Annotated in this window: 20 protein-coding genes and 1 tRNA gene; 11 read left to right on the top strand and 10 right to left on the bottom strand. The window is 72.1% G+C overall.

The window, feature by feature from the left end; genetic code table 11:
- Positions 1 to 29 precede the first annotated feature (29 nt).
- The 4 genes from OG753_RS18400 to OG753_RS18385 all read left to right on the top strand — a co-directional run bounded on the left by OG753_RS18400 (position 30) and on the right by OG753_RS18385 (position 4,904).
- The gene (locus OG753_RS18400; protein ID WP_405789219.1) at positions 30 to 1,757 is read left to right on the top strand and encodes a PQQ-binding-like beta-propeller repeat protein; all 1,728 of its coding nucleotides are present in this window, start codon (positions 30 to 32) and stop codon (positions 1,755 to 1,757) included.
- Between the two features lie 127 nt (positions 1,758 to 1,884).
- A complete protein-coding gene (locus OG753_RS18395; protein WP_327262848.1) occupies positions 1,885 to 2,577 on the top strand; it encodes a LuxR C-terminal-related transcriptional regulator in 693 nt (230 codons plus the stop codon).
- A 112-nt stretch (positions 2,578 to 2,689) separates the two neighbouring features.
- Positions 2,690 to 3,649: a UDP-glucose 4-epimerase GalE gene (gene galE, locus OG753_RS18390; protein ID WP_327262847.1), complete on the top strand. Its 960-nt coding sequence runs from the start codon at positions 2,690 to 2,692 to the stop codon at positions 3,647 to 3,649.
- 487 nt (positions 3,650 to 4,136) lie between these two features.
- A complete protein-coding gene (locus OG753_RS18385; RefSeq protein ID WP_383205154.1) occupies positions 4,137 to 4,904 on the top strand; it encodes a LuxR C-terminal-related transcriptional regulator in 768 nt (255 codons plus the stop codon).
- Here OG753_RS18385 and OG753_RS18380 read toward each other — a convergent pair.
- Complete coding sequence (locus tag OG753_RS18380) at positions 4,863 to 5,360, bottom strand: MarR family winged helix-turn-helix transcriptional regulator (protein ID WP_405789217.1); 498 nt, start codon at positions 5,358 to 5,360, stop codon at positions 4,863 to 4,865. The two genes, OG753_RS18385 and OG753_RS18380, sit on opposite strands and share 42 nt — an antisense overlap.
- A gap of 161 nt (positions 5,361 to 5,521) precedes the next feature.
- Between OG753_RS18380 and OG753_RS18375 the strand changes: the two genes are divergently transcribed.
- Positions 5,522 to 6,379, top strand: coding sequence for a trans-aconitate 2-methyltransferase (locus OG753_RS18375; protein WP_327262845.1), 858 nt, complete (start codon positions 5,522 to 5,524; stop codon positions 6,377 to 6,379).
- A gap of 3 nt (positions 6,380 to 6,382) precedes the next feature.
- On the top strand, positions 6,383 to 6,775 hold the full coding sequence (locus OG753_RS18370; RefSeq protein WP_327262844.1) for a VOC family protein: 393 nt from the start codon (positions 6,383 to 6,385) through the stop codon (positions 6,773 to 6,775).
- An 87-nt stretch (positions 6,776 to 6,862) separates the two neighbouring features.
- Here the strand turns inward: OG753_RS18370 and OG753_RS18365 are convergent, their stop codons facing one another.
- Complete coding sequence (locus OG753_RS18365; RefSeq protein WP_030008903.1) at positions 6,863 to 7,537, bottom strand: TetR family transcriptional regulator; 675 nt, start codon at positions 7,535 to 7,537, stop codon at positions 6,863 to 6,865.
- Positions 7,534 to 8,514: an acyl-CoA desaturase gene (locus OG753_RS18360; protein ID WP_383200580.1), complete on the bottom strand. Its 981-nt coding sequence runs from the start codon at positions 8,512 to 8,514 to the stop codon at positions 7,534 to 7,536. Before OG753_RS18360 ends, OG753_RS18365 begins: the two co-directional genes overlap by 4 nt.
- Positions 8,515 to 8,869: 355 nt before the next feature.
- Between OG753_RS18360 and ppc the strand changes: the two genes are divergently transcribed.
- Positions 8,870 to 11,632, top strand: a complete 2,763-nt coding sequence (ppc, locus tag OG753_RS18355) for a phosphoenolpyruvate carboxylase (protein WP_327262842.1) — start codon at positions 8,870 to 8,872, stop codon at positions 11,630 to 11,632.
- A gap of 92 nt (positions 11,633 to 11,724) precedes the next feature.
- On the opposite strand, the gene pth is transcribed toward ppc, so the two are convergent.
- From pth to OG753_RS18330, 5 genes are all read right to left on the bottom strand, one after another.
- Positions 11,725 to 12,315 carry an aminoacyl-tRNA hydrolase gene (gene pth, locus OG753_RS18350; protein WP_327262841.1) on the bottom strand — a complete coding sequence of 197 codons (591 nt, stop codon included), beginning with the start codon at positions 12,313 to 12,315 and terminating at the stop codon, positions 11,725 to 11,727.
- A 98-nt stretch (positions 12,316 to 12,413) separates the two neighbouring features.
- A complete protein-coding gene (locus OG753_RS18345; RefSeq protein WP_327262840.1) occupies positions 12,414 to 12,995 on the bottom strand; it encodes a 50S ribosomal protein L25/general stress protein Ctc in 582 nt (193 codons plus the stop codon).
- A 204-nt stretch (positions 12,996 to 13,199) separates the two neighbouring features.
- Positions 13,200 to 14,177 (bottom strand): ribose-phosphate diphosphokinase, encoded by a 978-nt coding sequence (locus OG753_RS18340; RefSeq protein ID WP_030716976.1) that lies wholly within the window; start codon positions 14,175 to 14,177, stop codon positions 13,200 to 13,202.
- A 133-nt stretch (positions 14,178 to 14,310) separates the two neighbouring features.
- The gene (glmU, locus tag OG753_RS18335) at positions 14,311 to 15,756 is read right to left on the bottom strand and encodes a bifunctional UDP-N-acetylglucosamine diphosphorylase/glucosamine-1-phosphate N-acetyltransferase GlmU (protein WP_327262839.1); all 1,446 of its coding nucleotides are present in this window, start codon (positions 15,754 to 15,756) and stop codon (positions 14,311 to 14,313) included.
- A 109-nt stretch (positions 15,757 to 15,865) separates the two neighbouring features.
- Positions 15,866 to 15,937: transfer RNA gene (locus tag OG753_RS18330), tRNA-Gln, on the bottom strand.
- 160 nt (positions 15,938 to 16,097) lie between these two features.
- Between OG753_RS18330 and OG753_RS18325 the strand changes: the two genes are divergently transcribed.
- Together OG753_RS18325 and OG753_RS18320 are read left to right on the top strand one after the other, a co-directional pair.
- Positions 16,098 to 17,363 carry a histidine kinase gene (locus OG753_RS18325; RefSeq protein ID WP_327262838.1) on the top strand — a complete coding sequence of 422 codons (1,266 nt, stop codon included), beginning with the start codon at positions 16,098 to 16,100 and terminating at the stop codon, positions 17,361 to 17,363.
- Positions 17,364 to 17,365: 2 nt separating this feature from the next.
- Positions 17,366 to 17,896 (top strand): hypothetical protein, encoded by a 531-nt coding sequence (locus tag OG753_RS18320; RefSeq protein ID WP_327262837.1) that lies wholly within the window; start codon positions 17,366 to 17,368, stop codon positions 17,894 to 17,896.
- A gap of 63 nt (positions 17,897 to 17,959) precedes the next feature.
- On the opposite strand, the gene OG753_RS18315 is transcribed toward OG753_RS18320, so the two are convergent.
- Together OG753_RS18315 and OG753_RS18310 are read right to left on the bottom strand one after the other, a co-directional pair.
- On the bottom strand, positions 17,960 to 18,469 hold the full coding sequence (locus OG753_RS18315; RefSeq protein ID WP_327262836.1) for an SUKH-3 domain-containing protein: 510 nt from the start codon (positions 18,467 to 18,469) through the stop codon (positions 17,960 to 17,962).
- A gap of 2 nt (positions 18,470 to 18,471) precedes the next feature.
- Positions 18,472 to 19,050, bottom strand: coding sequence for a YwqJ-related putative deaminase (locus OG753_RS18310; protein ID WP_327262835.1), 579 nt, complete (start codon positions 19,048 to 19,050; stop codon positions 18,472 to 18,474).
- 230 nt (positions 19,051 to 19,280) lie between these two features.
- Between OG753_RS18310 and OG753_RS18305 the strand changes: the two genes are divergently transcribed.
- Both OG753_RS18305 and OG753_RS18300 read left to right on the top strand, forming a co-directional pair.
- Positions 19,281 to 20,276 carry an SMI1/KNR4 family protein gene (locus OG753_RS18305; protein WP_327262834.1) on the top strand — a complete coding sequence of 332 codons (996 nt, stop codon included), beginning with the start codon at positions 19,281 to 19,283 and terminating at the stop codon, positions 20,274 to 20,276.
- A gap of 7 nt (positions 20,277 to 20,283) precedes the next feature.
- Positions 20,284 to 22,800 (top strand): SUKH-4 family immunity protein, encoded by a 2,517-nt coding sequence (locus OG753_RS18300; protein WP_405789211.1) that lies wholly within the window; start codon positions 20,284 to 20,286, stop codon positions 22,798 to 22,800.
- The last annotated feature ends 77 nt before the right edge of the window (positions 22,801 to 22,877 follow it).

Genomic DNA, 22,877 nt, shown 5'->3' with positions numbered 1-22,877 from the left:
CCGCCCACCGAGAGGCAGTAGAACCCCGCATGAGTACGCCGAGTACCCCGCCGCCCCCGCAGCAGCCCCCGTCGGGAGGCTTCGGCGCGCCCCCGCCGGTCCCGCCCGCGCCGGAGGGCGCTCCGCAGCCGCCGGCCCCGTCGGCCCAGCAGCCCGGTTACGGCTACCCGCCCGTCCAGCAGCCCGGCTACGGATACCCGCAGTCCGGTCCCGGTTACGGCTACCCGCAGCAGCCCGGCACCCCGCCGCCGTTCGGCCCGCCCGGTGTGCCCGGCCCGCCCGGCGCGCCCGAACCCGCGGCCCGGCCCGCGGCCGGCGGCGGCAACGACAAGCGCACTCAGCTGATGATCGTCGGCGCGGCCCTGCTGGCCATCGTCCTCATCGTCGGCGGCGGCCTCTGGTACACCTCCGGCGACGGCGGCGGGACCACCGCGCAGAGCGACCCCAGCGCCTCCCCGGGCGGCGACAAGAACCAGGTCTCCACGCCCGGCACCGAGAAGGTCCCCGGCAATCCCAAGTCGAAGACCCTCTACAACCACCCGGCCCCCACGGTCGCCGACCTGGTCTCCGTCAACGGCTCCTGGCTGACCGACAACACCTACGTCAAGTCCGACGTGTCGAAGGTCGTCGGCTACAACCTCGTCGACGGCTCCAAGAAGTGGGAGATCCCCCTCACGGGCGAGGTCTGCGGCGCCACCCACCACGTCAGCGAGAACAAGAGCGCGATCCTCTTCCGGCCCGCCCAGCCCACGGCCGAGAACAAGTACCCGCCGTGCACCGAGGTCGGCGTCATCGACCTGGAGGCCGGCAAGCTCGCATGGTCCGGCAACGTCAAGAGCGCCACCGGCGGCGACAAGCCCGTCCAGTTCTCCGAGATCACCATCAGCGGCAAGACCGTCGCTGCGGGTGGCGTCTCCAGCGGCGGCGCCGCCTGGAACCTCGCCGACGGCAAGAACCTGTGGCAGCCCAAGGTCGACGGCGAGAGCTGCCGCGACACCGGCTACGCGGGCGGCGAGGCCCTCGGTGTCATCCGCAAGTGCGGCCAGCACCCCAACTACACGCTGCACGCGCAGATCCTCGACCCGGTCACCGGCGCGCCCACCGCCTCGTACAAGCTCTCCCAGGGCATCGAGTACGCACACATCGTCTCCACCAAGCCGTTCGTCGTCGGGGCCGACGTCGGGGACAACGCCAAGGGCGGCAAGGGCGTCAGCGACCTGTTCGTCATCGACCCCAAGGGCGAGCTGAAGGCCCGCATCCCCCTCGTCGCCGGCTCCTTCGCCGCCAAGTGCGCCTCCACCGACGTCGAGAAGTGCTCGAACATGGTCGTCGGCAACGGCAAGGTCTACGTGCCCTCCGCCGAGCACCAGGGCCAGTCCCCCAGCGGCCGCACCAACGAGCTGGTCTCCTTCGACCTGGAGACCGGCAAGCAGACCACCGACCGCGCCGACGCGGGCGAGCGGTACACCATGTACCCGCTGCGCATGGACGGGGCGAACATCATCGCCTACAAGACCCCCCCGTACGACAAGGGCGGCCAGATCGTCAGCATCGACGGCAAGACGATGAAGGAAACCCTCCTCATGGAGAACCCGGCCGACAAGGCCATCAGGAGCGGCGAGACGTCCTTCTCGCCCGAGTTCTCCTCCGAGTTCCGTTACCACAACGGAAAGCTCTTCATGTCCAAGCAGAACGTCAGCAAGCCGTTCTCGGAGACCGAGAAGGACTTCCTGTTCGTCTCCTTCACCGCGAGCTGACTCGCACAGCACCGCCAGAAGCCCCCGAACGGTCCGCACCGATCGGGGGCTTCTGCGCTGTATCCCCCTCGCACCGTCGAACAAGCGTGTAGCTTGCCGGGTCAGAAGGGTGGGGGGTGGTTCCTCAATGGGCGTACGGGTCGTGGTGGTCGACGAGCACCGGCTGCTGGCCGAGGCACTCGCCTCTGCCCTGAAGCTGCGCGGCCACCGGGTACTGGCCGCCGCTGCCCCGGCGGCGGGCGCCGCCGAGCTGGTCATCGGCCGCGCTCCGGAGGTCTGCCTGTTCGGCACGGCCACCCCGGCCGAGCCCGGGGTCTTCGAGCCCGTCGTCCGCATCAAGCGGGAGCGCCCGCAGACCGCCGTGGTCGTCCTCGGCCCGGTGCCCAGCCCGCGCGGGATCGCGGCCGCCTTCGCCGCCGGCGCCTGCGGGTACGTACGCCAGGACGAGCGCATCGAGGGCGTGGAACGGGCGTTGGCCAAGGCCAGGGCGGGGGAGGTGGCGATCGCCCCGCAGCTGCTGCAGGGGGCCTTCGCGGAGCTGCTGAATCCCGCCGCCCAGCCCGACGACGAGGGCAGCAGGCTGCTGCGGCTGCTCACCCCGCGCGAGGTGGAGGTGCTCGTCCGGGTCGCCGAGGGCGAGGACACCCGGCTGATCGCCGCGGGCATGGAGATCGCCCCGAGCACCGCCCGTACGCACGTGCAGCGGGTCCTGATGAAGCTGGGCGTGGGGTCGAGGCTGGAGGCGGCCGCGCTGGCCGCCCGTACCGGCCTGCTGGACCGGGCGCTGCCCACGGCCCCGTCCGCCGCCGCGCGCGGCTGACGCACCGGCGGGGTCCGGCCGCCGATTTCCCCATGGGCGCGGAATCGGGTAAGCCAGTCTCCAAGCACGCGCACGAACCCGCGCGTGCTCCCCCGCGAGAGGCAGTAGGCGAGTGAGCAAGTACCTGGTAACCGGTGGCGCAGGATACGTCGGCAGCGTGGTCGCGGCCCACCTTCTGGAGGCCGGCCACGAGGTCACCGTCCTCGACGACCTGAGCACGGGCTTCCGCGTCGGGGTCCCGGCGGGCGCCACCTTCGTCGAGGGCCGGATCCAGGACGCCGCCCGCCACCTGGACGCCTCCTACGACGCGGTGCTGCACTTCGCGGCGTCCTCGCAGGTCGGCGAGTCCGTGGTGAACCCGGGCAAGTACTGGGAGAACAACGTCGGCGGGACGCTGGCCCTGCTGGCCGCGATGCGCGAGGCCGGCGTGCGCAAGCTGGTGTTCTCCTCCACCGCCGCCACCTACGGGGAGCCGACGGAAGGCCTGCTGACCGAGACCTCGGTCACCGCGCCGACCAACCCGTACGGCGCCACGAAGCTGGCCGTCGACCACATGATCGCGGGGGAGTGCGTGGCCCACGGCCTGGCCGCGGTGTCCCTGCGCTACTTCAACGTGGCCGGCGCCTACGGCGAGTTCGGCGAGCGGCACACCCCCGAGACGCACCTGATCCCGCTGGTCCTCCAGGTCGCGCTGGGCGAGCGGGAGTCGATCTCGGTGTTCGGCGAGGACTACCCGACCCCGGACGGCACCTGCGTCCGCGACTACATCCACGTCGCCGACCTGGCGGAGGCCCACCTGGCCGCGCTGCGGGTCGCCGCCGACGGGGAGCACCTGATCTGCAACCTGGGCAACGGCAGCGGGTTCTCGGTCCGCGAGGTCGTCGAGACCGTCCGCAAGGTCACCGGGCGGGAGATCCCCGAAGTCGTCGCCCCGCGCCGGGCCGGCGACCCGGCGATGCTCGTCGCCTCCGCGCGCAGGGCCCACGAGCGCCTCGGCTGGACCCCGAGCCGCTCGGACCTCACCGGGATCATCGCGGACGCGTGGAACTTCGCGCGCACGCACGCCTCCTGAGCCTTCCGGAACCCCCGGCCGTCCGGACCTCCGCCGTCCTGCACGCCCCCCGCACCCCGACCGGTGCGGGGGGCGTGTGCGTGTGGGCCGTGCGCTGCGGACGGGCGCTGTGCGCGGGCGCCCGGCGTGCACACGCCGGGTGAAATGCCCCCCGTGCAACTGCCCGCGGCACACGCCGGTACCGAAGCCGCCATCAGGACCTTCGGGGCAGGCGATTTCAAGCCACCACAAAGCCGGTTCGCAGCGCCCGCGCCGGAAAATCCGAGGGAAAACTTCTGCTATTCGGCCAACCGCCCGGCGCCCCCGGCCCTACGCTGATGCGTAACACCGGTGGGGGCCGGTGTTGATTCAGGGGTCGAGACAAGTCGGGTACGTCGTCCGGTCCGGGGTAGTGCAGAGATGTCACGGCGGCGGCCGGGGCAGCTGCGGATCACCCGGTCCGGGCGCCGTACCCGCCGTCGTCCGTTCCCCTACCCTTGGGGGTTTTGTGGTTCGTATCCGGGTTCTCGTCGTCGACGATCACCGCATCTTCGCCGAATCGCTCGCAGCCGCGCTCGCGGCCGAGCCGGACGTGGACGTGTCCGCGGCCGGCAGCGGTCCCGCCGCGCTGCGCTGCCTCGAACGCGCGGCGGCCGAGGGCCGTCGCTTCGACGTCCTGCTGGTCGACGCCGATCTCGGCGCGGTCCCGGGGGCCGTGCCCGCCCAGCGGGAGCCGGGCTCCGGGGCGCCGCCGCCGGCCTCGGACGGGATCGCGCTGGTCGCAGGGGTGCGGGTGACCCATGCCGGGGTCCGCACCGTCGTGCTCGCCGAGCGCGACGATCCCCGTCGGGCCGCCCTCGCGCTCCAGGCGGGAGCCTCGGGCTGGGTCGCGAAGGACTGTTCGCTCTCACGGCTGCTGGCCGTGATCCGCGGGGTCCTGCGCGAGGAGACCCACCTGCCGCCCGCCCTGCTCACCGGGGTGCTCCGGGAACTGACCGCGGCGCGCAAGCACCGTACGGACAGCGAGCGTCTGGTGGAGTCGCTGACCCCGCGCGAGCACGAGGTGCTGCGCTGCATGGTGGCGGGGCTGGGCCGCAAGGACGTGGCGGCGCGGCTGTTCCTGTCTCCGCACACGGTCCGCACCCACATGCAGAACGTGCTGGGCAAGCTCGGGGTGCACTCCACGCTGGCGGCGGTGGCACTGGCCCGGCGGGCCGGCGTACGACCGGCGGACCTAGCCGGGGATGTTGTCGAACGGAGCGGTCAACTGGCGTAGCAGCCTGGCGAGATCGCCGCGCTGGTTCTGCGAGAGCTGGGCCAGGATCGCCCGCTCCTGGGCCAGCAGCCCGGCGAGGGCCTGGTCGGCACGGTCCCGTCCTTCGGGGGTGAGCCGCACCAGGACCCCCCGGCGGTCGCTGGGGTCCGGGAGCCGTTCGACGAGGCCCTTCTTGGCCAGCCGGTCGATGCGGTTGGTCATGGTGCCGGAGGTGACCAGGGTCTGGGTCAACAGCTGGCCGGGGGAGAGCTGGTAGGGCGCGCCGGCCCGCCGGAGCGAGGTGAGGACGTCGAACTCCCAGGGCTCCAGGCCGTGCTCGGAGAAGGCCAGCCGGCGGGCGCGGTCGAGATGGCGCGCGAGCCTGCTGACGCGGCTCAGTACCTCGAGCGGTTCCACGTCGAGGTCAGGGCGCTCCCGCCGCCATGCCGCCACCAGTCGGTCGACCTCGTCCTCCATGCCGATCAGTGTAAGGGGTCTGTCGATGTGAAGTCTCTTCATACCGAGTATCTTGATCACGAGTATCTTGACATCGAGATATAAATGAAGCGAGCATGGGGCATGGAGGGGGCCGGAACGGATTCCGCTTCCGATCGCCCCGCCAGCAGGGAGGCTCGAACATGTATTCCGATACCGCGCGCGCCGGGACCCCCACGTCCACCGCGCCATCCGCCCCCACCTGGGACCCCCAGCAGTACCTCCGGCACTCGGGCCACCGCACACGGCCCTTCCTCGACCTGCTCACCCGCATACCCGAGCTCCCCCACCGCCCCGCCCGCATCGCCGACCTCGGCTGCGGCCCCGGCAACGTCACCACCCTCCTCGCCGACCGATGGCCCGAGGCCCGCATCACGGGCTTCGACCTCTCCCCGGAGATGCTCCACCGCGCCGGCGAGGAGTACGCCGGACCCACCCCCGGCGGCGGCAGCCTCGACTTCCGCCACGGCGACCTCGCCACCTGGCTTCCCGAAGAGCCCTACGACCTGATCGTCTCCAACGCCGCCCTCCAGTGGGTCCCCGGCCACCCCGGCTCCTTCGGCGCCTGGATCAACGGCCTGCGCCCCGGCGGCACCTTCGCCTTCCAGATCCCCGGCAACTTCACCGCCCCCAGCCACGCCCTGCTCGCCGAGCAGTGCGACACCCCGCGCTGGCGGTCCCGGCTCGCCGGACACGGCGCCCGCTACATCCACCTCCTCGAACCCGCCGAATACCTCGCCCGGTTCACCGCACTCGGCTGCGCCGCCGATGTCTGGGAGACCACCTACCACCAGCTGCTCCAGGGCCCCGACCCCGTACTCGACTGGGTCAAGGGCACCGCCCTGCGGCCCGTTCTCACCGCCCTCGGCGACGACCGCGACGCCGTGGACGCCTTCCTCACCGAATACCGCGACCGGCTGCGCGCGGCCTACCCGACCGGCCCGCGCGGCACCGTCTTCCCGTTCCGCCGCATCTTCGCCGTAGCCCGCAAGGAGGCATGACCTGTGCTGACCGCAGTCGACCACGTGCAACTCGCCGCGCCGCCGGACTCGGAGGACCTGCTCCGCGCCTATTACACGGACGTCCTCGGCATGACCGAGATCCCCAAGCCGCCCGTCCTCGCCGCACGCGGGGGCTGCTGGTTCGCCGCCGGCCCGGTCCAGCTGCACCTCGGCGTCGAGGAGGACTTCCGGCCCGCCCGCAAGGCCCACCCGGGGCTGCGGGTCACCGACATCGAGGCGTACGCGAGCAGACTGAGCGAGCGGGGCGCCAAGGTCGTCTGGGACGACGACCTGCCGGGCCACCGCCGCTTCTACTCGGAGGACCCCGTCGGCAACCGGCTCGAATTCCTGGAGCGGCACCACCCGGAACCCGCGGCTCTGGAACCTTGCGCATAGGACGTACCGCCCGGCACCACACGACGGCGCCCCGCCACCGGATCTCCGGTGACGGGGCGCCGTCGTGATGCCTGCGCGTACCGCGTGTCAGTTCTTGCGCCGGCCCACCAGCTGCGGCTTCGACTCCAGCCCGTCCAGCCCGTGCCAGGCGAGATTCACCAGATGCGCCGCGACCTCCGCCTTCTTGGGCTTGCGGACGTCCAGCCACCACTGCCCGGTCAGCGCCACCATCCCGACCAGCGCCTGCGCGTACAGCGGGGCCAGCTTGGGGTCGAAGCCCCGCGCCTTGAACTCCAGGCCCAGGATGTCCTCGACCTGCGTGGCGATATCGCTGATCAGCGAGGCGAAGGTGCCGGTCGACTGGGCGACCGGCGAGTCCCGGACGAGGATCCGGAAGCCGTCCGTGTACGACTCGATGTAGTCCAGCAGCGCGAAAGCCGCCTGCTCCAGCAGCTCCCGCGGATGCCCGGCCGTCAGCGCGCCCGTCACCCCGTCCAGCAGCTGGCGCATCTCCCGGTCCACGACGACCGCGTACAGGCCCTCCTTGCCGCCGAAGTGCTCGTACACCACCGGCTTGGACACCCCGGCCTTCGCCGCGATCTCCTCCACCGAGGTGCCTTCGAAGCCCTTCTCCGCGAACAGGGTCCGGCCGATGTCCAGCAGTTGCTGGCGCCGCTCCGCGCCCGTCATCCGTACCCGGCGGCCGCGCCTGGGCTTGTCGCTGCTGGAATTACTGCCGTCGATCGCCACGCCCCCCATCATGCCGCGTTCGACTCGTTTTCCCTGCGCCGGGCATCGATGCGGGCAGCCGACGGCCAGCGCACGTCCGTCGCCCAGCCGAGCTGCTCGAACCACCTGATCAGCCGGGCGCTGGAGTCGACCTGGCCGCGCAGCACACCGTGCCGCGCCGAGGTCGGGTCGGCGTGGTGCAGGTTGTGCCAGGACTCCCCGCACGAGAGCACCGCCAGCCACCACACGTTGCCGCTGCGGTCCCGGGACTTGAACGGCCGCTTGCCCACCGCGTGGCAGATCGAGTTGATCGACCACGTCACGTGGTGCAGCAGCGCGACCCGCACCAGGGAGCCCCAGAAGAACGCCGTGAACGCGCCCCACCAGGACATCGTCACCAGACCGCCCACCAGCGGCGGGATCGCCAGCGAGAACATCGTCCAGAAGATGAAGTCCCGCGAGATCCGGCGGATCGCCGGGTCCTTGATCAGGTCGGGGGCGTACTTCTGCTGATCGGTCTGCTCCTCGTCGAAGAGCCAGCCGATGTGCGCCCACCACAGCCCCTTCATCAGGGCCGGCAGCGTCTCCCCGAACCGCCACGGCGAATGCGGGTCACCCTCGTGGTCCGAGAACTTGTGGTGCTTGCGGTGGTCGGCCACCCAGCGCACCAGCGGACCCTCCACCGCCATCGACCCCATCACGGCGAGCGCGATCCGCAGCGGCCGCTTCGCCTTGAAGGAACCGTGCGTGAAGTAGCGGTGGAAACCGATGGTGATCCCGTGGCAGGCCAGGAAGTACATGAAGACCATCAGACCCAGGTCCAGCCAGCTCACCCCCCAGCCCCAGGCCAGCGGGACCGCGGCCAGGAGCGCCACGAAGGGAACGGTGATGAACAGCAGCAGAGCGATCTGCTCGATGGACCGCTTGTTCTCGCCGCCGAGTGTCGCGGACGGCTCGGACGTGTCGGAGGGCGCGGTGGCACCCTCGATCAGATCGGGACTGGTGGTCATGGGTGTCCCCTGGGGGGTGAGAGAAGGCGGGAGGCTCCCTGGTTACGAAACCCTACGGACCCGTAACCTACGGCATCGTAAGTATGGCAAAGCCGGGTGAGCTGGCAAGAGGGGCAGCGCCGGGAGGAGGAGCGCGCGCGAGGTGTTCACGCGCCGCCTGATGAGACGTTTGTCCAGGCACACGCGTCGGACACCTATCCTGGGTCCCGTCGGACAGCGCGGTCCGCACGGGCAGCCCGAGCTGCGCATCAGGAGCGGAGATCCCGCCCCCGGACCGAGTCCGGGGAAGGCATCGCCGCACGTCGCCGGGAGCCCACCGCCCAGTAGCGCTCGAACACTGCAAGGAGCCGCACCTGTGAGCAGTGCTGACCAGGCCCCCCAGGGCCAGGCCCCCGTCACCCCGGCCGCCACCGCCAACGCGGAACTGCGCGCGGACATCCGCCGCCTGGGCGACCTCCTCGGGGAGACCCTCGTACGCCAGGAGGGCCAGGACCTCCTCGACCTCGTCGAGCGCGTCCGCGCCCTCACCCGCACCGACGGCGAGGCCGCCGCCGCCCTGCTCGGCGACACCGACCTGGAGACCGCCGCCAAGCTCGTACGCGCCTTCTCCACCTACTTCCACCTCGCCAACGTCACCGAGCAGGTGCACCGCGGCAAGGAGCTGCGCGCCCACCGTGCCGCCGAGGGCGGGCTCCTCGCCCGTACGGCCGACATGCTGAAGGACGCCGACCCCGAACACCTGCGCGCGACGGTCAAGAACCTCAACGTCCGCCCCGTCTTCACCGCGCACCCCACCGAGGCGGCCCGCCGCAGCGTCCTCAACAAGCTGCGCCGCATCGCCACCCTGCTGGAGGAGCCGGTCACCGGCGCCGGCGACCGCCGCCGCCACGACCTGCGCCTCGCCGAGAACATCGACCTCGTCTGGCAGACCGACGAGCTGCGCGTCGTGCGCCCCGAGCCCGCCGACGAGGCCCGCAACGCCATCTACTACCTCGACGAGCTGCACGCCGGCGCCGTCGGGGACGTACTGGAGGACCTCGCCGCCGAGCTCCAGCGCGTCGGCGTCGAGATCCCCGCCGGCACCCGCCCCCTCACCTTCGGCACCTGGATCGGCGGCGACCGCGACGGCAACCCCAACGTCACCCCCGAGGTCACCCGCGACGTGCTGATCCTCCAGCACGAGCACGGCATCACCGACGCGCTGGAACTCATCGACTATCTGCGCGGACTCCTCTCCAACTCCATCCGCTACACCGGAGCCACCGAGGAACTCCTCGCCTCCCTCCAGGCCGACCTGGAGCGCCTCCCCGAGATCAGCCCGCGCTACAAGCGGCTGAACGCCGAGGAGCCGTACCGCCTCAAGGCCACCTGCATCCGGCAGAAGCTCCTCAACACCCGCGAGCGCCTCGCCAAGGGCATCCCGCATGAGGAGGGCCGCGACTACCTCGGCACCGCCGAGCTGCTCACCGACCTCACCCTCATCCAGACCTCGCTGCGCGAACACCGCGGCGCGCTCTTCGCCGACGGCCGCATGGACCGCACCATCCGCACCCTGGCCGCCTTCGGGCTCCAGCTCGCCACGATGGACGTGCGCGAGCACGCCGACGCCCACCACCACGCGCTCGGCCAGCTCTTCGACCGGCTCGGCGAGGAGTCCTGGCGCTACGCCGACATGCCGCGCGAGTACCGGCAGAAGCTCCTCGCCAAGGAACTGCGCTCCCGCCGCCCGCTGGCGCCCACCCCGGCCCCGCTCGACGCCGCCGGAGCCAAGACCCTCGGCGTCTTCGGTGCCATCAAGGACGCCTTCGAGAAGTTCGGCCCCGAGGTCATCGAGTCGTACATCATCTCGATGTGCCAGGGCGCCGACGACGTCTTCGCCGCCGCCGTCCTCGCCCGCGAGGCCGGCCTCATCGACCTCCACACCGGCTGGGCCAAGATCGGCATCGTCCCGCTCCTGGAGACCACCGACGAGCTGCGCGCCGCCGACGTCATCCTCGACGAGATGCTCGCCGACCCCTCCTACCGGCGCCTGGTCTCCCTGCGCGGAGACGTCCAGGAGGTCATGCTCGGCTACTCCGACTCCTCCAAGTTCGGCGGCATCACCACCTCCCAGTGGGAGATCCACCGCGCCCAGCGCCGGCTGCGCGACGTCGCCCACCGCTACGGCGTGCGCCTGCGCCTCTTCCACGGCCGTGGCGGCACCGTCGGCCGCGGCGGCGGCCCCTCCCACGACGCGATCCTCGCCCAGCCCTGGGGGACCCTCGAGGGCGAGATCAAGGTCACCGAGCAGGGCGAGGTCATCTCCGACAAGTACCTGGTCCCCTCGCTGGCCCGGGAGAACCTCGAACTGACCGTCGCGGCCACCCTGCAGGCCTCCGCCCTGCACACCGCGCCCCGCCAGTCCGACGAGGCCCTCACCCGCTGGGACGCGGCCATGGACGTCGTCTCCGACGCCGCGCACGCCGCGTACCGCGAGCTCGTCGAGGACCCCGACCTGCCCTCGTACTTCTTCGCCGCGACCCCCGTCGACCAGCTCGCCGACCTGCACCTGGGCTCCCGGCCCTCCCGCCGGCCCGACTCCGGCGCCGGCCTCGACGGACTGCGCGCCATCCCGTGGGTCTTCGGCTGGACCCAGTCCCGCCAGATCGTCCCCGGCTGGTACGGAGTCGGCTCCGGCCTCAAGGCCCTGCGCGAGGCGGGCCAGGAGGACGTCCTCGCCGAGATGGGCGGACGCTGGCACTTCTTCCGCAACTTCCTGTCCAACGTCGAGATGACGCTGGCCAAGACCGACCTGCGGATCGCCCGCCACTACGTCGACACCCTCGTGCCCGAGAACCTCAAGCACGTCTTCGCCCGCATCGAGGCCGAGCACGAGCTCACCGTGCGCGAGGTCCTGCGGATCACCGGCGCCCAGGAGCTCCTCGGCTCGAACCCGGTGCTCCAGCAGACCTTCGCCGTGCGCGACGCCTACCTGGACCCGATCTCCTACCTCCAGGTCTCCCTGCTGGCCCGCCAGCGCGCCGCCGCCGCCCGGGGCGAGGAGGCCGACCCGCTGCTCGCCCGGGCCCTGCTGCTCACGGTCAACGGCGTCGCCGCGGGCCTGCGCAACACCGGCTGAGCACCCGCAGGGCCCGTACGGCCCGGACCGCCGCCCAGGCACGACGAAGCCCCCGCACCGGACGGTGCGGGGGCTTCCTCGTGTCCTGCCGGTCAGGAGTTGTACGCCGACTGGGCGCGCTCCAGACCCTCGGCGATCAGGCACTCCACGGAGTCCGCCGCGCGGTCCACGAACCACTCCAGCTCCTTGCGCTCCGTGGAGGAGAAGTCCTTCAGCACGAAGTCCGCGACCTGCATGCGGCCCGGCGGCCGGCCGATGCCGCAGCGCACCCGGTGGTAGTCGGGGCCCATCGACTTGGTCATCGACTTCAGGCCGTTGTGCCCGTTGTCCCCGCCGCCCAGCTTCAGGCGCAGCGTCGGGTAGTCGATGTCCAGCTCGTCGTGGACCGCGACGATCCGCTCCAGCGGCACCTTGTAGAAGTCGCGCAGGGCCGTCACCGGGCCGCCGGACAGGTTCATGTACGTCATCGGCTTGGCCAGCACCACCCGGCGGTTCGCCGGCCCCGGCGGGCCCATGCGGCCCTCGACCACCTGGGCGCGGGCCTTGTGCGCCTTGAACTTCCCGCCGATCCGCTCCGCCAGCAGGTCGGCCACCATGAACCCGATGTTGTGGCGGTTGCCCGCGTACTCCGGTCCCGGGTTCCCCAGGCCCACGATCAGCCAGGGCGCCGCTTCGTCCGACATCAAAAGCTCCTCGGTTCCTCTACGAAGACGACCGCCGTCCCGCTCCAGTGGAGCCGGACGGCGGTCGGTCAGCAACTGCTGAGGGGGTGGGGCGAGGCTCAGGCCTCGGTGCCCTCGGCCTCGGCGGCCGGCTCCTCGGCCTGCGGGGCCACGACCTGCAGGACGGCGATGTCGCCGTCGACGGCCAGGGTGGTGCCCTTCGGGAGGACCAGGTCCGAGGCGTGGATGGTCGCGCCGGCCTCGAGGCCCGCGATGGAGACGGTGACCTCGGTCGGGATGTGCGTGGCCTCGGCCTCGACGGAGATGGTGTTCTGGAGGGTCTCCAGCATGTTGCCGCCGGCGGCCAGCTCGCCCTCGGTGACGATCGCGACGTCGACGGTGACCTTCTCGCCCTTCTTGACGATCAGGAAGTCGACGTGGGAGATCGAGCGCTTCAGCGGGTGCTTCTGCACGGCCTTCGGGATGACCAGCTCGGTGCCGGCGTCGCCGAGGTCCAGGGAGAGCAGGACGTTCGGGGTGCGCAGCGCCAGCTGAAGGGCGTGGGCGTCGACGTTGACGTGCTTCGGCTCGGTGCCGTGGCCGTAGATGACCGCGGGGGTCAGGGCGTCGCGACGGGCCTGACGGGCGGAGCCCTTGCCGAAGGTGTCACGGATCTTGGCGGAAAGCTTGACCTCGGACATGCTCACTCCTCGTGGGGTGACGGAAATGGACGGAAGTCACCCGGCCGAAACGGCCTGCTACGAAGAGCGCGTCGATAACGGAGCATCCGTACCGGAAACAGGTACGGCCTCCCTCGCCGAGCAACTCGAGGAGTGTACCCGGCGGGGGAGGCCGCACCAAAAGGATCTACCGCGCAGCGGTCACAGAGGTGGCTGCCGCTGTGGTTACTGCTGCTCCTCGAAGAGGCTGGTCACCGAGCCGTCCTCGAAGACCTCGCGCACCGCGCGCGCGATCATCGGGGCGATCGACAGCACCGTGATCTTGTCGAGCTCCAGGTCGGACGGGTCCGGCAGGGTGTTCGTGAAGACGAACTCGCTGACCTTGGAGTTCTTCAGGCGGTCGGCCGCCGGGCCCGACAGGATGCCGTGCGTGGCGGTGACGATGACGTCCTCCGCACCGTGCGCGAACAGCGCGTCGGCCGCGGCGCAGATGGTGCCACCGGTGTCGATCATGTCGTCGACCAGGACGCAGACGCGGCCCTTGACCTCACCGACGACCTCGTGGACGGTCACCTGGTTGGCGACGTCCTTGTCGCGGCGCTTGTGCACGATCGCCAGCGGCGCGTCCAGACGGTCGCACCAGCGGTCGGCCACGCGCACACGGCCGGCGTCCGGGGACACGATCGTGAGCTTCGTACGGTCCACCTTGGCGCCGACGTAGTCCGCGAGGACGTTCAGGGCCGAGAGGTGGTCCACCGGGCCGTCGAAGAAGCCCTGGATCTGGTCCGTGTGCAGATCGACCGTGAGGATGCGGTCCGCACCCGCGGTCTTCAGCAGATCGGCGACCAGGCGGGCCGAGATCGGCTCGCGGCCCTTGTGCTTCTTGTCCTGGCGGGCGTACCCGTAGGACGGGACGATCACGGTGATGGAGCGTGCCGACGCGCGCTTCAGCGCGTCGATCATGATCAGCTGCTCCATGATCCACTTATTGATCGGAGCCGTGTGGCTCTGGATCAGGAAGCAGTCCGCGCCGCGAGCCGACTCCTGGAAGCGGACGTAGATCTCGCCGTTCGCGAAGTCGAAAGCCTTGGTCGGCACGAGGCCGACTCCCAGCTGGTGCGCGACCTCCTCGGCCAGCTCGGGGTGGGCGCGGCCGGAGAAGAGCATCAGCTTCTTCTCGCCGGTCGTCTTGATCCCGGTCACAGCACTGTCTCCTCAGACGTGTTGAAGCTGCTCGCCCCCATGTGCGTCCGTCCCGCACACGGTGAGCCAGCCGAATTGCGTGCACCTATCACGGTACGCCGTCACGGGCGTACCTGTTTCCGGTCAGTTCACCTCAGGGGCGCACGGCGTCCTCCGGGGCCGCCGACTGCGCCGCCGTGGCAGCGGCACTGCCCGGACGCTTGCGGGCCACCCAGCCCTCGATATTCCGCTGCTGGCCACGGGCCACGGCGAGGGCGCCGGGCGGTACGTCCTTCGTGATCACCGAGCCGGCCGCCGTGTAGGCGCCGTCCCCGATGGTGACGGGAGCCACAAACATGTTGTCCGAGCCCGTCTTGCAGTGTGAGCCGACGGTGGTGTGGTGCTTGTGCTCACCGTCGTAGTTCACGAACACGCTCGCGGCGCCGATGTTCGTGTACTCGCCGATCGTCGCGTCGCCGACGTAGGACAGGTGGGGGACCTTGGTGCCCTCGCCGATCGTCGCGTTCTTCATCTCGACGTACGTACCGGCCTTGGCCTTCGCGCCGAGGTTCGTGCCGGGGCGCAGGTACGCGAACGGGCCCACGGTGGCCTGCGGGCCCACGACCGCGCTCTCGGCGACCGTGTTGTCCACCCGGGCGCCCGCGCCCACGTGGGTGTCCTTGAGCCGGGTGTTGGGGCCGACCTCGGCACCCTCGGCGATGTGCGTGGCGCCCAGCAGCTGGGTGCCGGGGTGCACGATCGCGTCCTGACCGAAGGTGACGGTCACGTCGATGAAGGTGCCGGCGGGGTCGATGACCGTGACGCCCGCGAGCATGGCCTGCTCCAGCAGGCGCGCGTTCAGCAGGGCGCGGGCCTCGGCGAGCTGGACGCGGTTGTTGATCCCGAGGATCTGCCGGTGGTCGCTGCCGACGGCCGCGCCGACGCGGTGGCCGGCCTCGCGCAGGATGCCGAGGACGTCGGTGAGGTACTCCTCGCCCTGGCTGTTGTCGGTGCGGACCTTGCCGAGGGCGTCGGCGAGCAGGGCGCCGTCGAAGGCGAAGACACCGGAGTTGATCTCGCGGATCGCGCGCTGGGCGTCGGAGGCGTCCTTGTGCTCGACGATGGCCGTCACGGCGCCGCCGGCGTCGCGGACGATCCGCCCGTAGCCGGTGGAGTCCGGCACCTCGGCGGTCAGCACGGTGACGGCGTTGCCGTCGGCCTCGTGCGTCTGCGCGAGCCGGCGCAGGGTCTCCCCGGTCAGCAGCGGGGTGTCGCCGCAGACGACGATCACGGTGCCGCTGATGCCGCCGCCGAGCTCTTCGAGGGCCATGCGGACGGCGTGCCCGGTGCCGTTCTGCTCGTACTGGACGGCGGTGCGCACCTCGGCGTCGATGCCGGCCAGGTGGGCGGTGACCTGCTCCCGGGCGTGCCCGACGACCACGACGAGGTGTTCGGGGTCCAGCTCGCGGGAGGCGGCGACGACGTGACCGACGAGCGAGCGCCCGCAGATCTCGTGCAGAACCTTGGGAGTCGCCGACTTCATGCGGGTGCCTTCACCCGCTGCGAGTACGACGACGGCTGCCGGGCGGTTGGCGCTCACGGGTGTGCCCTTCGGCTTCGGGGGTGGACCCGTGAAGGATACCGGGGTGCCGCTGCCCCGGAACGAACGCGGGTCCCGACCTTGACGGTCCGGACCCGGATGTGAGCAGCTCCCCCGCCAGGACTCGAACCCGGACATAAGGCACCAAAAGCCTCAGTGCTGCCAATTACACCACAGGGGATAGTGAACGTGGCCTAACCGGACATTTCGGCGTACCGATCAAGCTGGCCGTCCCTACTATGCCGTACCGCCTGGCCTCAATGCGACGGTACCCGTCCCCGCCGTTTCGGCGGCGGGTATTTGCCCGGAGCGCCACGGACGCCGCCCGTACGCTGGACGGCATGACCAGTACGGGGGAAGTGGAAGGCCGCGCTGGGCCGCCTTTGTGGTGGGCGCGGCGGCGGGAGGCCGTGGGGGATGTGGTGCTCGGCGGTGTGTCCGCCGTCGAGTGTGCGTGGGAGGGAGTGCCCTTCGCCGCCGAGGCGGGGCTGCCGACCGCGGTCGGCGTGGTGTTCGGGTTCGCGGTGGGGGCTACCTTGGTGCTGCGGCGGCGGTGGCCGATCGCCGTGGTGCTCGTGGGGATCGCCGTGTCCCCGGCCGCGATGGGGTTCCTGCTGGCGGTGGTCGGGATGTACACCCTGGCCTCCTCCGAGGTGCCCCGGCGGGTCACGGCCACGCTGGCCTCGATGTCGCTGGCCGCGACCTTCGTCGTGATGTACCTGCGCACCCGCGGGGACGTGGAGGCCGATACGACGCTCGTGGTCGTGCTGTCCGGGTTCGTCGCGGTGGCGCTGACCGTGCCGCCGGTGCTCTTCGGGCTCTACATCGGGGCCCGCCGACGGCTGATGGAGAGCCTGCAGGAACGGGCGGACTCGCTGGAACGGGAGCTGTCGCTGCTGGCGGACCGGGCGGAGGAGCGGGCCGAGTGGGCCCGTACGGAGGAGCGGACCCGGATCGCGCGGGAGATGCACGACGTGGTCGCCCACCGGGTGTCGCTGATGGTGGTGCACGCGGCCGCGCTGGAGGCGGTGGCGGTCAAGGACCCGGCGCGGGCGGCGAAGAACGCCGCGCTGGTGGGGGACATGGGACGGCAGGCGTTGACGGAGCTGCGGGAGATGCTCGGCGTGCTCCGGGCGGCCCCCAAGCCGGCGCCGGCCCCCGTGCCGGCGGTGCCCGTCCTCGCGGTCGCGTTCGCCGGGGGCGTGGAGGACGGGCCCTCGCTCGGTGAGCTGGACGCGCTGGTGGGCCAGTCGCGGGCGGCCGGGATGACCGTGGAGATGCTGGTGCACGGCGAGTGGGCGGCGTACCCGGCGGAGGTCGAGCAGACGGGGTTCCGCGTGGTGCAGGAGGCGCTCACCAACTGCCACAAGCACGCCCCGGGCGCGCGGGTCGTGGTGCGGCTCGCGCACCGGGCGGGGGAAGTGGCCATGCAGGTGGAGAACGGCCCCTGCGACGGCAAGGCCCCCGAGCCGGGCCTGCCGAGCGGAGGGAACGGACTCGTCGGGATGCGCGAGCGCGTCCTGGGCCTGGGCGGGGTGTTCGTGTCGGGCCCCACGGACGCGGGCGGCTTCAAGGTCTCGGCGGTCCTGCCGAGCGGGCGGGGGTAGCGATGGGCTGGGATCCGGTGGGGGAGCTGACGGACGAGGACCGCAAGGTCTTCGGGGGGCGCTGGGAGAAGCGGCTGTGGCTGAACGTGCCCGGGCCGTTCTACACGGCCGAGACGGACAACTGCTGGACGGGGCGGCTCCAGGCCCCGGACAACGTGCTCTACGCGGCCGAGTGCCACAGCATTGAGTACGTGTTCCGGCAGCCGCGCGACCGGCGCCAGGTGCGGGACGTGGTGGGCGCGGCGACCGAGGATCCCTTCCAGGAGTACGCGTGCGACGGGGACCTGTGGTGGACCCCGCAGGCCGTGCGCCAGTGGTGGGCGGAGCGCGCCAAGGTCGCCGAGCACCTGGAGGGGGCGCTGGTGGAGTTCGGCCGCGGCCGCGACCGCTACGAGGACGACGCGCTGCTCGGGGTGTGGGACTTCCAGGCCTACCTGGCCGGCGGACTGGCCGCCGACCTGCGCGCGTACCTGTTCCGGCTGGAGGAGGGGCGCTACCCGGAAGCCGGCGAGCGGCTTCCGGAGCTCGCCTAGGCCGGCTCTTTCGGATCTTGTCAGCCGGGCAGCGGGGGCCCGGCAAGATCCGAAAGCGCCGGCCTAGCCCGTGGTGAGGCGCGTTGGCTGGAGACCCGTCAGGAGAAGGGTGAGGGCTTCGTCGACGGTGGGCCCGAGGTACCAGTCGCCGGTGTGGTCGATCCCGTAGACGCGGCCCTCGCGGTCGAGCGCGAGGTGGGAGCCGCCGTCGGCCTCGACGCCCAGCGGGCAGAGCTCGGTGGACAGTGCCCGGCCGAGGTCTGCGAAGGTGCGCGCGAGGTGGAGCCCGGTGAGCGGGTCGATCCGCACCGGCGTCGGGGCGATCTGCCGGCCGGCGCCGGGCGCGGTGACCGTCAGGCCGCCGAATTCGGCCCACGCCTCGACGGCTGCGGGGAACACGGTGTGCCGGTGTCCGGCGGGCGTGGTGTGGTCCCGGAGGGCGTCGGCCCAGTACTCGGCCTGCTTGATGTCCCAGCGGCCGGGTTCCCAGCCGGCGGTGCGCAGGGCGGAGTCCACGGCGACCGGGAAGCGGGTGGCCGAGGAGCGGTCGTAGGAGGCTGAGGCGGTGGTCATGGCTACTCGGAGGGGGTGAGGTCGACGGAACGTACGCCGAAGTGGGCGAGGAGTGCGTCGCAGGAGCGGCAGGGGGGTGCGTAACTGCCGTGGAGGGGGTCGCCGTCCTCCCGGATGCGCCGGGCGGTGATCTTCGCGTTCTTGAGGGAGCGGCGGGCCTCGCTCGGGGAGAGGGGCTTGCGGGAGGCCCGGCGCGAGCGGGCGCCCTCGACGGAGGCCAGGTGGCGGGAGAGCAGGATCGCCTCCGGACACCGGCCCGTGAACCGTTCGCGCTGGCCGCTGGTGAGGGTGTCGAGGAAGTCCTGGACGAGCGGATGGAGCGCGGGCGGCTGGTCGGCCTTGCCGGCGGTACCGGTGAGGGTTTCGCCGCGTACGGACAGGGCCGCGGCGACGGTGGGGAGGATGCCGTCCCGGCGGAACCGCAGGACGGGCACGGCGGGGCGGCCGTCCGTGCTGCTCCAGCGCAGGCGGGGGTCGCCGGCGGGCCCGGTGGCTTCGCCGGCTGCACCGGTGGTGCCCGGTGCGTCTGGTGCACCCGGCGCGGTGTCGCCGGACTCCGTGCGTGTTGCCGTGTTGTGCATGGTGGTGCTTTCCCTCCCGTGGCGGCGGTGGTGACCGCTGTCGCTCACGCCCCCGTGCTGCGGGGACAGCCTGCCAAACGTCAGCTGTCATGTGGAAGTGGGGTCGAATATTCGTATCAATTCGGATGTTCCTGGCCCTCGGGCGGGTGCGCCGGACGGGTGCGGGTGAGGCTCTTGCCCCAGCGCATAGGCTGTGGTGAACCAGCCAGATCCAGCAGGGGGCTACCGCCATGACGACAGGTCGGCTCGGGCAGCAGGCCGCGCCACCCAACGCCGCTTACTCGGGGCAGGTCGTGCATTTCCCGGACCCGGTCCGGGCCGCTCGGCATCCCCACGGAGTGCGGATGGACGGCAACGGGCATCCGGACTTCTCCGCGTACGCGCGCGCGGCCGTGGAGATCGCCGAGCCGCCGGAGGGCTTCGGGGTGGACGAGCTGCGGCTCACGGACTACGTGTCCGCGAACGCGGCGATGAAGGCCGCCCGGCACGAGCTGTGGGACACGGTCGGGCCGGTGGCGACCCCGCACGGCTGGACCTGGCACCACGTGGCGGGCTCGCGGCGCATGGAGCTGGTCCCGGTCGAGGTGAAGGCGCTGCTGCGGCATCACGCGGGCCTGACGACGGCTCCGGTGGACCACGAGAAGCGCGGTACGCGGCCGTTGCAGGAGGTCCGTCCGGCGCACCTGGGGCTGCCGAAGTCGGTGGTGTCGGTCGCCGAGGAGCAGGTCCAGGGCGTCGAGGAGGACCTCGGCTACCGGCTGCCGGAGGCGTACCGCTCGTTCCTCAAGGCCGCGGGCGGCTGCGCCCCGGTGGGTGCGGGCCTGGACGTGGACCTGGGTCTGCTGGTGGACCAGCCGTTCTTCACGGTGCGTGAGGAAGCGGCGATCAATGACCTGGTGTACGTCAACAAGTGTCTGCGCGACCACCTGACGAAGGACTACCTGTGCGTGGCCTTCGCCCAGGGCGGGCTGATCGCGCTGAAGGTCAAGGGCGAGGGCATCGGCTCGGTGTGGTTCTCCCCGTACGACGATGCCCGCGACCGGGACGGCTGGTCGGTCCAGGAGCGCGTGGAGCGGTTGCTGCTGCCGTGCGGTGCTGATTTCGACGCCTTTCTGGAGCGGCTGGCGGGCAACCCGCCCGAGCTGGAGACGGTGGCCGGTCTGATGGTGGACGGCGGATTCGCACGTTCGGTTCCGGTGTCGGGTCCGGCACCGGTGGAGGGGTGAGCGCGCGATGGTGACGTTTGCGCAGGCGCAGGAGCGCGCCGAGGAATGGATCAACGGCGACGTGCCCGCGTACCAGCACCGGGAGGTGCGCGTACGGGAGTTCGGGCTCGGGTTCGTGGTGTGGGCGGAGGACCGCGCGGCCGGTCCCGTGTCCGGTGGTGGGCGGCAGCGGCTGGTCATCGCGCGGGACAGCGGGGAGGTGACGCTGTGGCCGGGACTGCCGGTGGGTGAGGTGATCCGCCGGTACGAGGAGGAGTACGGGGCCGTGGCCGCGGCTGCGTCGGAGGCCTCGGTCCCGCCGCCGCGGATCGACTCGGAGCAGACGTCGTTCATGCTCAGCCCGCCGGAGTGGCTGCAGGAGGCCGCGGACCGGGCGGGGATCGCGCCGCGGTCGACGCCCGCGCCGGCTCCGGCCGCGCCCGCGGACAGTGCGCCCGCGGACGCCGCGCCCGAGCCCGTGCCGGCTCCTGCGGCACCGGCGTCCGTCGAGGCCGTGCCGCTGCGGCGCGGGGGCGAGATCCCGTACGAGCCCACGGCCAACGACGGGGTGCCGGCCTCGGTGCCGGCCGGTGCGACGCCGTGGGCGGGCACCGATGTGAACTCCGGTGCGGACGACGTGTCCGTACCGCTGCCCGCGACCGTGTTCGCGCCGCCGCTGTCCGGGTCGGACCTGGAGGACGCGCCGTCGTCCGGGGTGGCCCCGGAGGCGAAGACCACGCTGATGGCGGGCGGCAGCCAGCTGCCGAGGACCGCGATCGTGCCCGCGCTGGGTGCGCCGGACGCCGGTCCGGCGGGTGCTTCCGCCGGTGGTCCGTCAGGTGGTCCGTCGGCGAGCGACATCGCCGACGCGCCGACCAGCAAGGCCCAGATCTCCCGGCCCGGCGGCTCCGGCCCCGGTGCCGGCCGGCCGTCCACGCCGTCGACGCCCCCGGGTCCGCCCGGGGTGCCCGGTGGCGGGGCGCACCATGCCGCCACCATGCTGGCCGGTCCCGGTGTTCCGCAGCCTCCGGGTCCGCCGGGTGCGCCCGGTGCTCCGGGTGCGGGTCAGCCGCCGGCGCCTCCCGGTCCGCCGGGTGCTCCCGGGTCGCAGGGCCGGGGGATCGACCATGCCGCGACGATGCTCGCGGGTCCGGCCGTCACCGGTCAGCCGCCGGCGCCTCCGGGTCCGCCGGGTGCGCCCGGTGCTCCGGGTGCGGGTCAGCCGCCGGCGCCTCCCGGTCCGCCGGGTGCTCCCGGGTCGCAGGGCCGGGGGATCGACCATGCCGCGACGATGCTCGCGGGTCCGGCCGTCACCGGTCAGCCGCCGGCGCCTCCCGGTCCGCCCGGTGCCCCCGGTGGCGGGGCCCCTCACGCCGCCACCATGCTCGCGGGTCCCGGCGTACCGCAGCCGCCCGGTCCGCCGGGTGCGCCCGGTACGCCCGGTGGCGGGATCGACCATGCCGCGACGATGCTGGCCGGCCCGGGTGTTCCGCAGCCGCCCGGTCCGCCCGGCCCGCCGCCGGGTGCGCCCGGTGGGCCCGGCCCGCAGGCCCCGGTCCCGACCGGCGCGCCCACCGTCGGCCCCGGCTACCAGGCCGTGCTGCGCTACCGCGCGCCCGACGGTTCCGAGCAGCAGCTCATCCGCCGCTCGGCGCCCGGCACCCCGCACCCGGAGTGGCAGATCCTCTACGAGCTGCGCGCCACGAACGTGCCGCCGCAGCAGGTGCTGGAGCTGCACACCGAGCTGGAGTCCTGTGAGCTGCCCGGCGGTTACTGTGCCCGGATGATCCGGGAGACCTGGCCGCAGGTGCGGATCACGAGCGTGGCCCCGTACGGCAAGGACCACGCGGGCCGTCAGCAGGGCATGCGGCACCTGCTCACCCACCAGGGCGAGCTGCACCAGGTGGCGGACGGTCCGGCGCGCCCGGCGCCGGTACGCGCGCCGCTGCCGCAGGTTCCGCTGCAGCCGGCGATCCCGCTGGAGGCGATCGCGCAGGAGCTGACGGCGGCCTTCGGTCCGCAGGGCGTGTTCCGCTTCGACCAGCGGGCCGTGTCCCGTCAGGGCGTGCCGGAGATCGTGGCGCAGACGCTGATGTGGTCGGGCCTGCCCGTCGATTTCGGGCCGTTCTTCTGGGCGCAGGCCGTGCCCGGCCAGCCGGTGCCGACGCTGGCCGAGCTGGCCCAGCAGCGGCAGGTGCAGCCGGCCTCGGACGCGGGCTCGTACCTGGTCGTCGGCAGCGACTTCGGCAAGGCGCTGTGCGTGCAGTACGGCACCGCGCACATCGTGGCGGTGCCGGTGGAAGGCGGCCCGGGGGGTGCTCCCGTACCGCCGCAGTTCGTGAACTCGAGCCTGCCGCAGTTCGTACGGTCCCTCGCGATGCTGGGTCACATGTGGCGGCTGCGCCAGCATCTGACGCCGGAACAGGCGGGCCGCTGGACGGTCGACTTCCAGGCGAACCTGGCGGGACTCGACAGCGCGGCGCTGGCCTCACCGGAGAGCTGGTGGTCGGTGCTGCTGGAGCAGATGTGGGACGGATTGCTCTGATCGGTTGATCGGATGATCCATTGGGTGGCCGGGCCGGGACCTTCGAACAGGTTCCCGGCCCGGCCATTCGGGCTTCT

Source organism: Streptomyces sp. NBC_00029 (assembly GCF_045160505.1).
Taxonomy (GTDB): domain Bacteria; phylum Actinomycetota; class Actinomycetes; order Streptomycetales; family Streptomycetaceae; genus Streptomyces.
This window is presented reverse-complemented; position numbering and strand designations above follow the sequence as displayed.